This is a genomic window from Amycolatopsis sp. NPDC114478 (assembly GCF_055633805.1).
Map to the genome: position 1 here is coordinate 29,073 of NZ_JBVKDO010000012.1, position 14,269 is coordinate 43,341.

Here is a 14,269-nt window from a genome sequence, read left to right on the forward strand (position 1 = left end):
CTGGACCGGCGGGTGCAGGGCCCCACGATGTTCCCGGACCGGCGCGGCCACTGCCTGACCGGGCCGATCGCGGTGCGCGGCGCCGAGCCCGGCATGGTCCTGGGCGTGCACTTCACGTCGATCACGCCCGGGGACTGGGGCTGGACCGCGGCGGGGACGAAGGACAACGCGCTCAACCGCCGGCTCGGGGTGGCCGGCGGCCCCGGCGCGTGGTTGACGTGGGACATCGGGCCCGAGACCGCCACCAACAACCTCGGGCACACCGTCGCCGTCGCGCCCGGCCGGCGGCGGCAACCTCGACTGCCGCGACCTCGTCGCCGGGTCGACGCTGTTCCTGCCGCTGACCGTCCCGGACGCGCTGCTGCACCTGGGCGACGGCCACGCGGCGCAGGGCCACGGCGAGGTCGGCGGGACGGCGATCGAATGCCCGATGACCACCGAGGTGACCCTCACCCTGGCCGCGGACGCGGCGGTCCCGGGCATCCACGCCGAAACCCCGGAAGGCCGGGTCACCTTCGGCTTCGGTACCGACCTCAACGAGGCGACGGCCGACGCGCTGGACGCCATGGTGACCTGGCTGCAGCGCCTGCACGGCCTGGACCGGCCGACCGCCCTGGCGCTCGCCTCGCCGGTCGTCGACCTGCGGATCACCCAGGTCGCCAACGAAACGTGGGGCGTGCACGCAGTCCTCCCGCGCGGCGCGATCCGCTGACCGCGTGTCAGCCGCGTGCTTGAATCCCGGTCGCCAGCCCCTCCTGGCCGGCCGCCCACGACGCCAACAGGGTCAGACCGTCCGCGGTCGCCGTGCCGGCAGGCGCCGTGTAGACGTTCAGGAGCAGGCCGGGTTCGGCAGGCAGCTCCATCGACTCGACGTCCAGGTCGAGCCGGCCCACTACCGGATGGTGCAGGCGCTTGCGTCCGGACCGGTGGAGCCGAACGTCCTGAGAGGCCCACCGCTGCCGAAACAGCTCACTGCGGGTCGACAATTCACCGACCAGGGCGATCAATTCTTCGTCGTGCGGATTGCGGCCGGCTTCCATGCGCAGCTTCGCGGCCACATCGCAGGCGATTCGGTCATAGTCGACGAAGAACGTTTCCGCCGCTTCGGGATCCAGGTACACGAACCGCGCGGTGTTCGCCCGCCGTCTCGGGTCGGCCAGCACCGGTGAATACAGCGCGCGGGCGAGGTGATTCGTGGCCAGGACGTCATAGCGGCCGTTGCAAATCCAAGCCGGCGCGTCGGTGATGGCGTCGAGCACCTGCTGGAGCGCCGGACGCACCGTCCCGGCGGGTCGCCGGCGGCGTGGACCGCCGGGCGCCCTTGACTGCCGCGCGAGGTGGAACAGGTGATCGCGCTCGGCCTCGTCGAGTTGCAGGGCAGAGGCCAACGCGTCGAGCACCCCGTCGGACGCGCCGGTGAGGCTGCCGCGCTCCATCCGCACGTAGTAGTCGACGGATACCCCTGCCAGCAGAGCCACCTCCTCGCGACGCAGACCTTTGACCCGGCGGCTGCCGCCGTAGGCGGGCAGTCCGGCCTGCTCAGGCGTGATCCGCGCGCGCCGCGAGGTCAGGAACTCCTTGATCTCGGTGCGTAGATCGATCATGGCCACCTTTTCACCATAGGCGCTGTCCGCAGACGGAGGGAGGTTCTGCTGGTACCCCGATGGCTGTCGCGGCACGCGCCCTAGGTACCTGTTGCGGTGGTGGCGATACCGCCGTCGCTCGGGATGATGGTGCCCGTGAGGTACGACCCGGCCCGGCTGGCGAGGAACACCGCGACGCCGGCCATGTCGTCATCGCGGCCGAGCCGGCGCAAAGGCGCCTTCGCCGCGATCTTGTCGCCGATGGCGTCGAGCGTGGCCGCCATCATCTGCGACGGGAACGGTCCTGGGGCCACCGCGTTCACCGTGATGTGCTGTGGGCCCAGTTCCCGGGCAAGCACTCGGGTGAGCTGGTGGAGTGCCGCTTTGCTGCTGGCGTACGAGTAGTTGGGCGCCTCGGCGACGTGGATGGCGGCGATACTGCCGATGTTGATGATCCGCGCGGGATCATCGGCGGTGCCCGCCCGGCGAAGTGCGGGGAGCAGTGCCTGCACGAGCCAGAACGGCGACTTGAGGTTGAGGTCGATCACCGAGTCCCAGGCCTCGTCCGGGAACGTCTCCAGCGGCTCGCGCCACATCGCTCCCGCATTGTTGACGAGGATGTCCAAGCGGTCCGAGTCGAGCTGGACAAGATCAGCGAGGCGCTGACACTCGTCATGATGGGACAGGTCGGCGGGGAATGCTTGGACGTCACCGAATTCGGAAAGCAGTTTCTGCGCCTCTTCGCACGCGTCTGCCTTGCGTGAGCTGACGATGACGCGGGCGCCCGCCTGCAGAAGGCCGCGCGCGATCATCATGCCAATTCCCCTGGTGCCGCCGGTGACGAGTGCGTACTTCCCACTCAGATCGAAAAGATCTGCGTGGGCGGTGAACTGGTTGTCCGCCATTGGTTTTCGTTCCTTCTGTCGTGGAGGCATGTACCGTCTCGACGAGACTGACAGGCGTCCTGGACTTCCGGGAGATCCTGGCGATACAGGTACTGCGAGAGCCTCACTCCGGCGCGGCCCCTTGCGCCGTGCCGGTTCTCACGCGGTTGCTCGCGTCAGGCGTTCAAGCAGTTCGCCGTCCGGCAGCCGTGTCGCCGGCGTGCCGCTCGGCCCAGTCCCGCACGGGGATCAGCACCTCGAACAGCGAACGGCCCAGCGGGGTGAGCGAGTACTCCACCTTCGGGGGCGTCACCGACGGCGTCTCGACGCGGTCGACGAGCCCGTCGGACGCGCGCCGATCAGGTTGAGCACGGCCCAGCTCGGGCACCGAGCGGCCAGCGAGTCGTGCGCGGCGCCCATCGCCTGGCTCCTCCCGGTTTCGTTGAAGATACCGATCTCCCGACGATACCTTCGCCCGCATGACCAGGGTTGAAGGAGCGTCGCGGTGGATTTGGAGCTGAAAGGCAAGGTCGCGCTCGTCAGCGGCTCGTCGTCCGGGATGGAGCTGGGGATCGCGGAAGTCCTGGCCGGCGAGGGCGCCGACGTCGTCATGACCGCCCGGCGCGGTGACGTGCTGGCCTCGCACGCCGCCAGGATCGGTGCCCACGCGGTGGCCGCGGACCTGAGCTTGCCCGCCGAGCCCGCGCGAGTCGTCGCGGAGACGGTGGAGCGGTTCGGCGGGCTGGACATCGTGCTGTGGAACAGCGTCCACCCTGGTGTTGCTGCCGCTCGTCCGGCTCGTTCAGGCCGCCGTCCCGCACCTGCGCCGGAGTTCGAGCGGGCGGATCCTGGCGATCACGACGAACGGCGTCCGCGAGCCGACTCCGGGGATGGCCGCGTCCAACGCCGTCCGTCCCGGGATCCACGGGTATCTGAAGACCCTGGCGACCGAGCGCCGGGACGTCGTGTTCCCGGACGGGGTGCCGCCCCGGCTCGCCGAAGAGATCCCGTTGCGGCGCTGGGGAACCGTCCGGGAGTTCGCCGACGTCGCCGCGTTCCTGGCCTCGCCCCGGGCCGCTTATCTGACGGGCACGACGACCTATGTCCTGACTTGGCTCAAATTAGTGCGCACCGCGGTCGTGGATGCGGGTGAGGGCATCGCGGAGGTCGTCGGGTAGCGGGTCGACGGCGGTGAGGGTGTGCTCGCCGGCCTGGATGTTGATGGTGCGGTAGCGGCGGGTGGTGCGCACGAACTTCTTGATCGACCAGCCGGTGGTCCGCTCGATCCACCTGCTGACGGCCAGGGCGGCGAACACGACCGTCAGGTGCGCGTCGATCGACTCGCGCTTGTGGTGGTAGATCGGCCGCGCACGTAGGTCGTGTTTAGACATTCGGAACGACTTCTCGATGTGGAACAGTCGGTGGTAGGCGTCGATCACGAACTCGGCGGTGACGTCCGGGAGGTTGGTGACGTAGCCTTTGAGGCCGGCAAGGGCGCGTGCCTTGGCTTCCAGGGTCCGGTTGACACTCTTGGTGGCGCCGGTGAGCTGGATGAACCGGTTGCGTTTGACCCGGTCTTGCCGGCGACGGCCTGCTCGGCCTTGGCGACCTGTTCGTCGATGCCGTGCAGGGTGCGCCGAGCCCGGTCCGCCCGGTACTGGTAGTAGATGATCTGGTCGCGGCGCTGGTCCTTGGGGCCGGCAGGCCAGGGCTGGGTGAAGATGTGCCCGTCGGGGATCTGCTCATCCGGGTGCTCGTGGCGCCACGCCTGGACCACGTACGGCACGTCGGGTATCCGCGCGCCGAGGATGAACGACAACCCCGCGGCCTCGATGGCCTGCTGGTTGGCCGCAGAGATCATGCCAGCGTCGGCCACGACCGTGACATCAGCCAGCTGGTGGGCATCCATGAACGCACGGACGGTCGGCAGCATCGTAGTGGTCTCGCCCCGGTTGCCCTCGAACGCGTTAACCATCAACGGAAACCCGCTTGCGTCGGTGAGCAGCCCGATCGTGATCTGCGGCTCCAGGCGGCGTTCTTTGGAGAACCCGGGCTCACGGAACCCGTCCCCGGCATCGGTCTCGAAGTACAAGGTGGACACATCGTAGAGGACCAGTGACGCCGGCCCCAGATCAGCGGTGCGGGCGCACGCCGCGGCCAACTTCTGCCGCCAGGACTCTTTCGCGAACGCGGGCAGACGCCGCTTGAGGGTCGCGTACGCCGACGGGTCGAAACCTGCCTCCTCGACCACCCGCAGACTGTCCAGCTTGCTGGTCGGCTCGACGATCCGTGCCAGTACCAGTAAACGGAACACCTCGTCACCACCAGCGGCCTCCTCGAACCCCAACAGCTGGTAGGCGTGGCCGAGCGCGTCCCACAGGTACCCCATCCGCGACGACGTGATCGCAAGCGGCCCACCACCAGCACCACTGCCGGCCTGCAACGCCGCGAAGTCCGGGCCAAAGTCGAGCTCGGGCTGCCCCACAGCCAGACGCTGCCTCGCCACCGCCTTGAGCGCCTCCAACGCCGCATCGTCATGCGCCGAGCCGATGTGCTCGATGTCCCGCGACCCGCGACGCGAGGAGTGCACGATCTGCACCGCCCTGGCCCCCGACGCCGTCTTCACCGTGCGCACATACGCCACGAGAGACAGCCTAGAACCGGCCGCTTAGTGCGCAGATTTTCGCCTTCTACACGACGAAACCGCAGTTCAACAGCCAGCACCCTACCCAAGATCAGCGATCTTGAGCCAAAGTCAGGTAAGGTGACGGAATGGTCATGCGGGTGGCGGTTCCCGTGCTGCCGTGCCGAGATGTGCAGGCAGCGCGGTCGTACTTCACGGACGCGCTCGGATTCGACACCATATTCACCTGGGAGACCCCACCTAGCTACGCGGCCGTGATCCGCGACACCGCCGAGTTCCACCTGTACGCCGAAAGCAGCGTCGGCCCGGCCAGGGTGACGGTTGTCGTCGACGACGTCGATTCCTGCCACGACGAGCTGCGCGCCCGCGGCGCCGACATCGTCGAGCCACTGGCTGACCGGCCCTACGGGATGCGCGACTTCAACGTACGGACACCTGATGGGCACTTGTTGATCTTTAGCCAGCCGCTTACCGAGTACGGGTGACCGGTGCCGGGCAGCCAGTAGAGCATCAGGTTGTCGAGCAGCTCATCCTGGGTAATAACCCGATGCAGGTCGCCACCGGAGTCGGTCCACGACCAGAACTTCTCGACGATCCAGGCGCAGAGGGCGGCCGGCGAGTCGACCAGCCCGTAGCCGACCGTCTGCGGCCGGGTCGACTGCTGCGCCGAGTATCCGGAGCCCCATTCGTCCGCCTCCCGCAGTGTCGCGAGCGCCGCCCGCTCGGCACCGGTGAGGTCGTCCAACGTGGCCGGATCGGGCGGTGCGAGCGGCGGCATGAGATGGATGCCGGCGACCCGATCGGCTTGCCGTTGACCGATGCTGGTGCCCCAGTCGCTGCCCTGGGCGCCGAACCGCCGGTAGCCGAGCCGGGCCATCAGCTCGCACCACGCGTCGGATATCCGCTCGATCCCCCACCCCGGCGCGGCCGGCTTGTCGCTGAAGCCGTAACCGGGAAGCGATGGGCAGACCTCTAGAACCGGCCGCTTAGTGCGCAGATTTTCGCCGTTCACACGACGAAACCGCAGCTCAACAGCCAGCACCCTACCCAAGATCAGCGATCTTGAGCCAAGTCAGGTCTGACGGGCACGACGACCTATGTGGACGGTGGACTGACGAGGAGTGCGTCATGACGGGAGTGCGGTGCGAGGTCGCCCTCGCGCTGGTGCGGGCAGCCCGCGCCGAAGCGGCTGCTTCCGGCGTGCCGATGGCGATCGCGGTGGTCGACGGCGGCGGGGCGCTGGTGGCCTTCGCCCGCGCCGACGGCACGCCGTTCCCGCTCACGGAGGTGGCGATCAGGAAGGCGTACACGGCCGCGGCGTTCGGGCGGCCGGGTGGTGCTCGGCAAGGGCGGGGTGCCGATCGTCGAGGACGGCGTGGTCGTCGGGGGTATCGGTGCGAGTGGCGGCAGCGGGGAGCAGGATCTCGCCGTCGTCGAAGCCGCTGTCGCCGCGGTGGTGGGACGGCTTCCCGATTCGCCGTAGTTCCCGCCGCGTCGGCCCGCGCGGGGAGCTAGGCCGCGGCGCGTTCGGCGAGCGGGCGGCGGCGCAGGTCCGGGTCGTGCACCGCCGGCGGCTGGTAGTTCTGGTCCAGCGCGCCGACGTTCGTTCCGGGCGGCACGATTTCGTCGATGCGGTCCAGGACGTCGTCGGTGAGCCGGACCTCGAGGCCGGCCAGCAGGTCGTCGAGCTGCGGCATGGTCCGCGGGCCGAGCAGTGCGCTGGTGACGCCGGGGTGGGCGATGACGAAGGCCATCGCGAGGTGGGTCATCGGCAGACCCGCTTCGGCGGCCAGCGGAACGAGCTGCTCGACGACGTCGAGCCGGCGTTCGTCGGTGAGGTGCTTGAGCAGGTGGGCCCGGCGCAGGTCGGTCCGCTCGCCCTTGCGGACGCGCCCGGTGAGCAGGCCCTGGCCGAGCGGGCCCCAGATCAGCGTGCCCATGCCGAAGCGCTGGGCCAGCGGCAGCACTTCGCGTTCGACACCGCGGTTGAGGAGGGAGTAGGCCGCCTGCTCGGTGCGGAACCGCGCCAGGCCGCGCCGTTCGGCGACCCACTGGGCCTCGACGAGGTCGGACGCGAGGCTCTGGGACGTGCCGATCGCGCGGACCTTGCCGGTGCGGAGCAGGTCGGTCAGCGCGGAAAGCGTTTCCTCGACGTCCGTCGCGGGATCGGTGCGGTGCAGCTGGTAGAGGTCGATGTGGTCGACCCCCAGGCGCCGCAACGAGTTCTCGACGGCGGTGACGATCCAGCGCCGGGACGCGCCTTGGTGGTGCGGGTCGTCGCCGACCTGGCGGCCGAACTTGGTGGCGAGCACGACGTCGTCGCGGCGGCCTCGCAACGCTTTGCCGACGACCTCTTCGGAGTCGCCGTAGGCGTCGGCGGTGTCGATGAAGTTGATGCCCGCGTCCAGTGCCTTGTGGATCATGCGCGCGGAGTCGTCCGGGTCGGGGTTGCCGAAGGACGTCGCGAACATCATCGCGCCGAGCGCGTACGGGCTGACCTTGATCCCGGTCCGGCCGAGGGTGCGGTAGTGCATGGGTTCTCTCCCGCCGAGGTGCCGGCCGGCGCGGATGGCGTACGCTGACCGTAAGTGGAAACCTATTCCGGAACTATACGGAAAGACTTTCCGTTTACGCAACCGAGAGGGGCGAAGTGACCCAGGAGACCCGACGGCGGCGCGCCGACGCCCAGCGCAACGTCGACGCCCTCGTCGAGGCGGCGCGGACGGTCTTCGACACGTCCGGCGTCGACGCCCCGGCCAAGGAGATCACCGACCTCGCCGGCGTCGGCGTCGGCACGCTGTACCGGCACTTCCCCCAGCGCTCGGACCTGGTCAAGGCCGTGGTGCGGACCGGGATCGACGCCGTCGCCGACGCCGGCCCGGAGCTGAGCGCCGCCCACCCGCCGGAGCGGGCGCTTTCCCTCTGGATCGACCGGTTCGTCGAGCTCCTGGGGACCAAACGCGGGCTCGCCTCGGCCCTGCACTCGGGCGATCCGGCGTTCGAGGGGCTGCCCGGCTACTTCATGGAGCGGCTGGGTCCCACGCTCACGGCCTTGCTCGACGCGGCGGCGGCCGACGGCGCGATCCGCGGCGACCTCGGCGCCGAAGACCTCTTGTACGCGATCGCGTTGTTGTGCCAGCCCGTACCCGGCCGCGACCCCGAGCACGGCAAGCGCCTGGTCGCCGTCCTCGTCGACGGCCTCCGCTACGGCGTCCGCTGAAGGGCGGCGGCGAGGCGCGCGACCGCCGGGTCGTCGTCGTGAGCCAGTTGCCGCAGAACGTCTTTCGTGAGCGTCGTCGGCAGCTCGGCGAGGGCTTGCGTCAGGCGGACCCGCACCGCGGAGTCCGCCGTCGGTGCGGCCAGTTCGCCGGCGAGCGCGCTCATGACCTGGTCCGCGCACCCGTGTCCGGTGGCCAGCACGCTCAGGACCTCGGCCGCCTCGACGTCGCTCGCTCCCTCGACCACCATGCCGACGAGGACCGGCACCGCCGCGCGCCCGCCGCGGCTGCCGACGGCCAGCGCGGCGGGCCGGCGGACAGCGGGGTCCGGGTCGCCGAGCGCGCCCACGAGCGCCGCGGTCGCCTCGTCGCCGGGCAGCTCCGCCATCGCCCGGACCGCGCGACGCCGGACGCCGGCGTCGGCCGAGCGCAGGCCGGCCGCCACGGTCGCCACGCCGTCGCCGCCGGCCCGCGCGAGCGCCCACCGGAGCGCGCCGGCGACGTTCGGGTCGGACTCGGCGAGGACCGCCTTGGCCAGCACGTCGGCGGGCACCGGGCCGTCCTCAGCCGGGGCGAGGACGGCCTGCTGCCGGCGGGCGGCGTGGGGCGAGTCGAGCCCGTGCAGCAGCTCGACGACGCGCAGGACGTCCTGCCAGCCGCCGGGCGCCGAGGCGTCGATCGCCCGCAGCCGGTCGAGCAGCTCCTGTTCCCGCTCGATCCGGTCCTCCGTCCGCCGGATGAGGTCACCGACCAGCACGGCCGGCGGGAAGTCCGCGTCCGCCAAAGCGGTGCCGATCTGCCGCAGCGACAACCCCAGCGACCGCAGGCCTTCCACGTGGAAGATCCGGCGGATGTCCTCTTCGGAGTATTCGCGGTAGCCGCCCACGGTGCGGCCGGTCGGGCGCACCAGCCCGAGGGAGTCGTAGTGCCGCAGCATCCGCGTGCTCACCCCGGACCGGCGGGCCACCTCGCCGATCAGCACGCCGCTCCCCCGGCGCGCTCCGGGCCGAGCGCGACGACCCGCTTCGCCTCTTCGACGGCCAGGTCGAACCCGGCGTCCGGGTCGTGCAGGAGCCGCTGCGTGGCCCGGGCGTGCGCGCGCACGGCCGGGCCGGCGCCGGCCAGCGCCGTCCGCAGAACCGGCTCGATCACGTCCCCGAGGGCGACGAGGGCCCGGCTGAGGCTCAGCCGGGTGTCCCGGTCGCCGCGGCCGAGCTGGGTGGCCAGCGTTGCGGCCAGCTCCGCGCGGTCCTCGTGGGGCACGAGCACGACGGCGGCCCGCCACGCGCTGCGTTTGACGTCGTCGTCGGCGTCACCGAGCAGCGACGGCGTGATGGCGGGCCAGGCGGTCCGGTCGCCGATCTTCGACAGCGTGTGCAGCGCCTGGCTCCTGGCCTGGGCGTGCTCCGAACGGAGCTCGGCCAGGAGCCGGGGGACGGTGACGTCGGCGGGCAGCCGGGTCAGGGCCCAGGTGAGCATGTCGCGCACGAAGAAGTCCGGCTCGACGGCGCACCGGCCGACGAGCGCGTCGACGAGCCCGGGGTCGGCGTGCGTGCCGGCGGCGAGCGCCGCTTCCAGGCGCGTGGACGAGGTGCCGGCCGCCAGCGCGGCGAGCAGGCGCGCGTGTTGTTCCCGGTTGATGGGGATCACCTCCTGCCGCCAGTGAAGACCTTGTCACAGTGTCAAGGTCAAGGGGCGGCGGGCGCCGGTGCCTCAGCCGACGCCGTTCAGGTGAACGTCCGTGAGGCCGACGTGGACGAGCGTTGTCCGGCCGACTGGGAAGGCGTACGCCGATTGCGGAACGCTGCCGCCCGGTCGATCCAGGCAAGGCTTCCGACACGGAACCCGGTTTCGGCGCGGGAACCGTCCACCCGGGAGCCGCGCGCTCCCAGGTGGACGGCGTTTTCACCCCACCTGCAGGTCTATGCAGCTGTAGAACGCGTTCGCCGTGTCCGCGATGTTCCACACCGCCAGCACCGTCTGGCGTCCCGGGTGGCCGCTCAGGTTCACCTGGTGCGACACCGTGGCCGGCGGCTGCTGGTTGTTGCCGCTGATGTCCGCGACCTTGGCGCCGCCGATCCAGTACTCGTAGTTCGACGTGCGGTGGCGGGCCGTGAAGGTCCACGTGAACGTCGCCGTCGTGCCGACCGGGGACGCGTGCCAGCCCTTGCCGTTGTCGTTCAGCTCGGCGAACTGGGCATTGCCGCCGTTGCAGGACTTCAGGCCCTTCGGGCCCTCGACACTCTGGGGCTCGTACTTGATGTCGCCGCAGGACACCGTGCCCTGCGCGCACTGGGCCTGGCGGCTGGCCGGGGAATTCACGTAACCGTGCGCGCTGGCGATGCCCGCGGGGTTCACCACCACCAGGACCGGCGCCAGGAGGGCACCCGTCGCGGCCGCGACCAGTTTGCGGTTCATGGAAGCTCCTTCGGGGACAGGCTCGCTTCCCGGGTACGACGAAGCCGCGGCGGGCATGCCCACCGCTTCCGGGAAGGGGTTCGAGCGAAGGAAAATTGTGGTCTAGACCATACGTCGAATCGGACATCAGGTCAACAGATGGCGAAGTCGGCGTTCATGTTGGTAAGGCGCCAACCGTCACCCGATGTTCCGGTCAGCGGGACTCGCCGGAGCGACCAGGCCGCACCCCGCGCCGCGCCTGCCTCTAGGATTCCGCCGGTGACCACCTACGACGACACGTTCGAGCACCTCGACGCCGCGGCCCTGCCGGAGCGGCAGCAGAAGATCCTGGTCGTGATCCGCGACTGGGTGGTCCGCCACGGCTACTCCCCCAGCACCCGCGAGATCGGCCAGGCCGTCGGCCTGCAGTCGACGTCGTCGGTGTCGAAGCACCTGGCGAGCCTGGAGGACAAGGGTTTCCTGCGCCGCGGGGCCACGGTGTCGCGCCCGATGGACGTGCGCGCGTTCCTGCACGGCAGCGCGCCGAGCGAAGACTCCGACTCGGTGCCCGTGCCCGTCGTCGGTGACATCGCCGCCGGCACGCCGATCTCGGCCGTGGAGCACGTCGACGACGTCCTCAAGCTGCCGCGCGACCTCACGGGCCGCGGCAACGTCTTCGGCCTGCGCGTGCGCGGCGACTCGATGATCGACGCGGCCATCTGCGACGGCGACATCGTCGTGGTGAAGCAGCAGACCGAGGCCCACTCCGGCCAGATCGTCGCGGCGATGATCGACGAGGAGGCGACGGTCAAGGTGTACCGCCGCCGCGACGGCCACGTCTACCTCGAGCCCCGCAACCCGGCGTACGCCGTCATCGACGGCGACCGGGCGGCGATCCTGGGCGTGGTCGTTTCGGTGCTGCGGAGCGTTTAGCGCGCCTCGGCGGCGTCGGCCAGCGCCGCGCCCGCTCGCGCGGCGCTTTCCGCGACCGCGGCTTCGTAAGCCTCCATCACCGCGGCGGCGAGGTTCGGCTCGTCGCCTTCCTGGGCTGCGCCCCGGGCCAGCTTGATGCGCAGCAGGCGGCCGACGGCATCGACCCAGACCGTCACCGTCCCCGCCCGCGACCGGCCGGGGATCTCGCCGAGCAGCGCGGCGGCCGGGTCGGCCTCGGCCAGGGCGGCCTGCTCGACGGCGTGCCGCATCGCGGCCCGCACGGCGTCGGTGGTCATCTCGGTGCCTCCGGTTCAGTCGTTCGGGTTCGCGGTCACGGGCTTCCACTTGTCGTGCGACGGCGGCACGATCAGCGCGTCCTCCGGGCCGGGGATCTTCAGGTCGCCACGGAGCAGCGCCATCGCCTCCTCGGCCGCCCGCACCCGCGGCCACGTCGAGCTGATCAGCGACACCACCAGGCTGACGCAGGTGAGCACCCAGCCGATGACGCCGAGCACGATGCCGATCACCTTGGTCACGACCGGCTCGGGGACCGCCATCGCGCCGATGGCGACGACGGTGCCGGCGATCGAGCCCACCAGGCCGATGATCTCGATCCAGGTGAGGTCGAACTTCTCGGCGAGGTCCTCGAGCACCTGCCCGACCTGCTGCGCGGGCACGGGATAGCCCTTCACGGCCCCGTTGACCCCCTTCAGCGCGCCCTCGAACTGCGTGTACGCCGGCCCGGTCCAGCGGTTGTTCAAGGGGTCGAGCAGCTCCAGCACCCGTTCCGGGACGTCCGCCGCGATCGTGGCCGGGATGCCCTGGTGCTCCCCGCCGGTGCCCCAGACGTCCTTGGCGACCGCGCGCAGCTTGTCGCTGTCGATGAGCGAGAACTGCTCCAGGATCGGCCGCAGGTGCGGCGCGGGCAGGTGGTGCTTGTCGGTGAAGCGGTCGATCTTGCCGATCAGCGACCAGAACTGCTCCTCGAGCACGGCCGAATCTGGGGACGCGAGGAGCGGGATGTCGGCCACGGCTCAGCGGTCCTCGTCCCGCGGTAGCGCGTCGATCGCCAGCGCCTCCCTGCGCTGGTAGTGCCACGCGGCCTCGACCAGGTTGTCGGCGTAGGCCCGGAGCACGGCGGCGGTCTGGCCGACGGTGGCCGCCGTCTGCGCGCGCACGGCGTCGTACGGTCCTTCGATCATGTCCGCGAGCCGGCCGGAGAAGTTCCAGACCGGCGGGATCGGCGGCGGCATCGACTGACCGCCGTACGCCTCCTTCGGGATGGAGGAGTCCTGCTCGCCGCCTGCATCATCACGTCGGCATCGGTCGTGTATCCGGCCATGCCGTGAACACGCGCGAGGCCGCGAACGGTTCAGGCCGATCGGCCGGTCGGCCTCACCAGGTCACCGGCAGCTCGTAGACGCCGTACACCGACCCGTCGTGCTTGAACGGGATCCGCTCGACGTCCGTAGCCAGCGTCAGGGTCGGAATCCGCCGGTACAGCGTGCTGTAGACGACCTGCAGCTCGAGCCGGGCCAGCGGCTGCCCGAGGCACTGGTGGACGCCGAAGCCGAACGCGACCTGCCGGTGCGCGTCGCGGGTGAGGTCGAGCCGGTCGCCGTCCGGGAAGACCGCCGGATCGCGGTTGGCGATGTCGCTCGCCATGATCAGGCCCTCGCCCGCGCGGATCGTCTCCCCGGCGATTTCGATGTCCTCCAGCGCGACGCGCCGGCGCCCGTTGTGCGTGATGTTCAAGTAGCGCAACAGCTCTTCGACCGCCGACGCGACCAGCGCCGGATCGTCGCCCTCGCGCAGCAGCGCCAACTGGTCCGGGTGCTCCAGCAGGGCCAGCGTGCCGAGCGCGATCATGTTCGCCGTCGTCTCGTGGCCGGCGACGAGCAGCAGGAAGCCCATTTGCGCCGCTTCGACCCGGGTCAGCTCGCCCGCCGCGACCCGGGCGGCGAGCCCGGAAAGCAAGTCGGGGGCCGGATTGTCGAGCTTCGCCCCCACCAGCCGGTCGAGGTAGCCGATCAGCGCCTGGAGCCCGGCCGTCCGCTCCTCGGGGTTCGCGTCGCGGCGCACGATGACCTTGCTGTTCTCCTGGAAGAAGCCGTGGTCGGCGTACGGGACGCCGAGCAGCTCGCAGATCACCAGTGACGGCACCGGCAGCGCGAACGCCTCGACGAGGTCCACCGGCTTCGGGCCGGCCAGCAGCTCGTCGATCAGGTCGTCGACGATCCGCTGCACGGCCGGGCGCATCGCGGCGACCCGGCGGATCGTGAACGGCGCCGTCACCATCTTGCGCAGCCGCGCGTGCTCCGGGTTGTCCATGAGGATGAAGCCGAATCCGGTGCCGTCCTTCGGCAACGGCGCGGGGCTGGGGTACCCGGGCCGGGTGATGTCGGCGCTGACCCGGGGATCCGCCAGCAGCGCCCGCTGGTCGGCGTAGCGGGTCACCAGCCACGGCGTGCTGCCGTCCCACAGCCGGACCCGGGCGAGCGGGGTCTCCTCCTGCAGCGCGCGGGCGGCGGGCGGCGGGTCGAACGGGCAGCCCGCGGCCCGGGGCATCGGGAACTCGGGAATCTCGGTGGCCGTCATCGTTCCTCCACG

The 14,269-nt window shown here is 70.8% G+C and carries 16 protein-coding genes and 4 pseudogenes; 7 read left to right on the forward strand and 13 right to left on the reverse strand.

Annotation, left to right across the window (positions count from 1 at the left end):
* Positions 1-280: 280 nt before the first annotated feature.
* Positions 281-712: pseudogene (locus ACZ7OH_RS29685) on the forward strand (acetamidase/formamidase family protein); the annotation flags it as partial.
* A 7-nt stretch (positions 713-719) separates the two neighbouring features.
* Here the strand turns inward: ACZ7OH_RS29685 and ACZ7OH_RS29690 are convergent.
* The 3 genes from ACZ7OH_RS29690 to ACZ7OH_RS29700 form a co-directional block, all read right to left on the reverse strand.
* Entirely contained in the window at positions 720-1,610 is an 891-nt protein-coding gene (locus tag ACZ7OH_RS29690) for a helix-turn-helix transcriptional regulator (RefSeq protein WP_470283822.1), read from the reverse strand.
* A 74-nt stretch (positions 1,611-1,684) separates the two neighbouring features.
* Positions 1,685-2,488, reverse strand: a complete 804-nt coding sequence (locus tag ACZ7OH_RS29695; protein WP_470283823.1) for an SDR family oxidoreductase — start codon at positions 2,486-2,488, stop codon at positions 1,685-1,687.
* Positions 2,489-2,651: 163 nt separating this feature from the next.
* On the reverse strand, positions 2,652-2,855 hold the full coding sequence (locus tag ACZ7OH_RS29700; protein WP_470283824.1) for a winged helix-turn-helix transcriptional regulator: 204 nt from the start codon (positions 2,853-2,855) through the stop codon (positions 2,652-2,654).
* Positions 2,856-2,972: 117 nt separating this feature from the next.
* On the opposite strand from ACZ7OH_RS29700, the pseudogene ACZ7OH_RS29705 reads away from it, so the two are divergent.
* Together ACZ7OH_RS29705 and ACZ7OH_RS29710 are read left to right on the forward strand one after the other, a co-directional pair.
* A pseudogene (locus tag ACZ7OH_RS29705) lies at positions 2,973-3,221 on the forward strand (SDR family NAD(P)-dependent oxidoreductase); the annotation flags it as partial.
* Positions 3,222-3,243: 22 nt separating this feature from the next.
* Positions 3,244-3,645 carry an SDR family oxidoreductase gene (locus ACZ7OH_RS29710; RefSeq protein WP_470283825.1) on the forward strand — a complete coding sequence of 134 codons (402 nt, stop codon included), beginning with the start codon at positions 3,244-3,246 and terminating at the stop codon, positions 3,643-3,645.
* On the opposite strand, the pseudogene ACZ7OH_RS29715 reads toward ACZ7OH_RS29710, so the two are convergent.
* A pseudogene (locus ACZ7OH_RS29715) lies at positions 3,589-5,111 on the reverse strand (IS1634 family transposase). The gene ACZ7OH_RS29710 and the pseudogene ACZ7OH_RS29715 sit on opposite strands and share 57 nt — an antisense overlap.
* A 128-nt stretch (positions 5,112-5,239) precedes the next feature.
* Between ACZ7OH_RS29715 and ACZ7OH_RS29720 the strand changes: the two are divergent.
* Complete coding sequence (locus tag ACZ7OH_RS29720; RefSeq protein WP_020641977.1) at positions 5,240-5,596, forward strand: VOC family protein; 357 nt, start codon at positions 5,240-5,242, stop codon at positions 5,594-5,596.
* Here the strand turns inward: ACZ7OH_RS29720 and ACZ7OH_RS29725 are convergent.
* Positions 5,515-6,153, reverse strand: a complete 639-nt coding sequence (locus ACZ7OH_RS29725) for an alpha/beta fold hydrolase (RefSeq protein ID WP_470283826.1) — start codon at positions 6,151-6,153, stop codon at positions 5,515-5,517. The genes ACZ7OH_RS29720 and ACZ7OH_RS29725 overlap by 82 nt on opposite strands.
* Positions 6,154-6,239: 86 nt before the next feature.
* On the opposite strand from ACZ7OH_RS29725, the pseudogene ACZ7OH_RS29730 reads away from it, so the two are divergent.
* A pseudogene (locus ACZ7OH_RS29730) lies at positions 6,240-6,594 on the forward strand (heme-binding protein).
* A 28-nt stretch (positions 6,595-6,622) separates the two neighbouring features.
* Here ACZ7OH_RS29730 and ACZ7OH_RS29735 read toward each other — a convergent pair.
* On the reverse strand, positions 6,623-7,645 hold the full coding sequence (locus ACZ7OH_RS29735) for an aldo/keto reductase (RefSeq protein ID WP_470283827.1): 1,023 nt from the start codon (positions 7,643-7,645) through the stop codon (positions 6,623-6,625).
* 116 nt (positions 7,646-7,761) lie between these two features.
* Here ACZ7OH_RS29735 and ACZ7OH_RS29740 point away from each other — a divergent pair, with 116 nt between their 5' ends.
* The gene (locus ACZ7OH_RS29740) at positions 7,762-8,331 is read left to right on the forward strand and encodes a TetR/AcrR family transcriptional regulator (RefSeq protein ID WP_470283828.1); all 570 of its coding nucleotides are present in this window, start codon (positions 7,762-7,764) and stop codon (positions 8,329-8,331) included.
* On the opposite strand, the gene ACZ7OH_RS29745 is transcribed toward ACZ7OH_RS29740, so the two are convergent.
* The 3 genes from ACZ7OH_RS29745 to ACZ7OH_RS29755 all read right to left on the reverse strand — a co-directional run bounded on the left by ACZ7OH_RS29745 (position 8,316) and on the right by ACZ7OH_RS29755 (position 10,747).
* Positions 8,316-9,311, reverse strand: coding sequence for a HEAT repeat domain-containing protein (locus tag ACZ7OH_RS29745; protein WP_470283829.1), 996 nt, complete (start codon positions 9,309-9,311; stop codon positions 8,316-8,318). The two genes, ACZ7OH_RS29740 and ACZ7OH_RS29745, sit on opposite strands and share 16 nt — an antisense overlap.
* Positions 9,305-9,979, reverse strand: a complete 675-nt coding sequence (locus ACZ7OH_RS29750) for a HEAT repeat domain-containing protein (RefSeq protein ID WP_470283830.1) — start codon at positions 9,977-9,979, stop codon at positions 9,305-9,307. Before ACZ7OH_RS29750 ends, ACZ7OH_RS29745 begins: the two co-directional genes overlap by 7 nt.
* Before the next feature lie 255 nt (positions 9,980-10,234).
* Entirely contained in the window at positions 10,235-10,747 is a 513-nt protein-coding gene (locus ACZ7OH_RS29755) for a lytic polysaccharide monooxygenase auxiliary activity family 9 protein (RefSeq protein ID WP_470283831.1), read from the reverse strand.
* A gap of 258 nt (positions 10,748-11,005) precedes the next feature.
* Here ACZ7OH_RS29755 and lexA point away from each other — a divergent pair, with 258 nt between their 5' ends.
* Positions 11,006-11,659, forward strand: a complete 654-nt coding sequence (gene lexA, locus ACZ7OH_RS29760) for a transcriptional repressor LexA (protein WP_470283832.1) — start codon at positions 11,006-11,008, stop codon at positions 11,657-11,659.
* Here the strand turns inward: lexA and ACZ7OH_RS29765 are convergent.
* The 4 genes from ACZ7OH_RS29765 to ACZ7OH_RS29780 all read right to left on the reverse strand — a co-directional run bounded on the left by ACZ7OH_RS29765 (position 11,656) and on the right by ACZ7OH_RS29780 (position 14,257).
* Positions 11,656-11,955, reverse strand: a complete 300-nt coding sequence (locus tag ACZ7OH_RS29765) for a YbaB/EbfC family nucleoid-associated protein (protein ID WP_470283833.1) — start codon at positions 11,953-11,955, stop codon at positions 11,656-11,658. The genes lexA and ACZ7OH_RS29765 overlap by 4 nt on opposite strands.
* Positions 11,956-11,970: 15 nt before the next feature.
* Positions 11,971-12,690, reverse strand: coding sequence for a WXG100 family type VII secretion target (locus tag ACZ7OH_RS29770; protein WP_470283834.1), 720 nt, complete (start codon positions 12,688-12,690; stop codon positions 11,971-11,973).
* A gap of 3 nt (positions 12,691-12,693) precedes the next feature.
* Complete coding sequence (locus tag ACZ7OH_RS29775) at positions 12,694-12,912, reverse strand: hypothetical protein (protein ID WP_470283835.1); 219 nt, start codon at positions 12,910-12,912, stop codon at positions 12,694-12,696.
* A 142-nt stretch (positions 12,913-13,054) separates the two neighbouring features.
* Positions 13,055-14,257, reverse strand: coding sequence for a cytochrome P450 (locus ACZ7OH_RS29780; protein WP_470283836.1), 1,203 nt, complete (start codon positions 14,255-14,257; stop codon positions 13,055-13,057).
* Between the last annotated feature and the right edge of the window lie 12 nt (positions 14,258-14,269).

Bases quoted from the DNA above. Each gene is read 5' to 3' on its own strand.
- ACZ7OH_RS29755 (WP_470283831.1), bottom strand. From the start codon at position 10,747: ATGAACCGCAAACTGGTCGCGGCCGCGACGGGTGCCCTCCTGGCGCCG.
- ACZ7OH_RS29780 (WP_470283836.1), bottom strand. From the start codon at position 14,257: ATGACGGCCACCGAGATTCCCGAGTTCCCGATGCCCCGGGCCGCGGGC.
- ACZ7OH_RS29735 (WP_470283827.1), bottom strand. From the start codon at position 7,645: ATGCACTACCGCACCCTCGGCCGGACCGGGATCAAGGTCAGCCCGTAC.
- ACZ7OH_RS29720 (WP_020641977.1), top strand. From the start codon at position 5,240: ATGGTCATGCGGGTGGCGGTTCCCGTGCTGCCGTGCCGAGATGTGCAG.
- ACZ7OH_RS29765 (WP_470283833.1), bottom strand. From the start codon at position 11,955: ATGACCACCGACGCCGTGCGGGCCGCGATGCGGCACGCCGTCGAGCAG.
- ACZ7OH_RS29775 (WP_470283835.1), bottom strand. From the start codon at position 12,912: ATGCCGCCGCCGATCCCGCCGGTCTGGAACTTCTCCGGCCGGCTCGCG.
- ACZ7OH_RS29695 (WP_470283823.1), bottom strand. From the start codon at position 2,488: ATGGCGGACAACCAGTTCACCGCCCACGCAGATCTTTTCGATCTGAGT.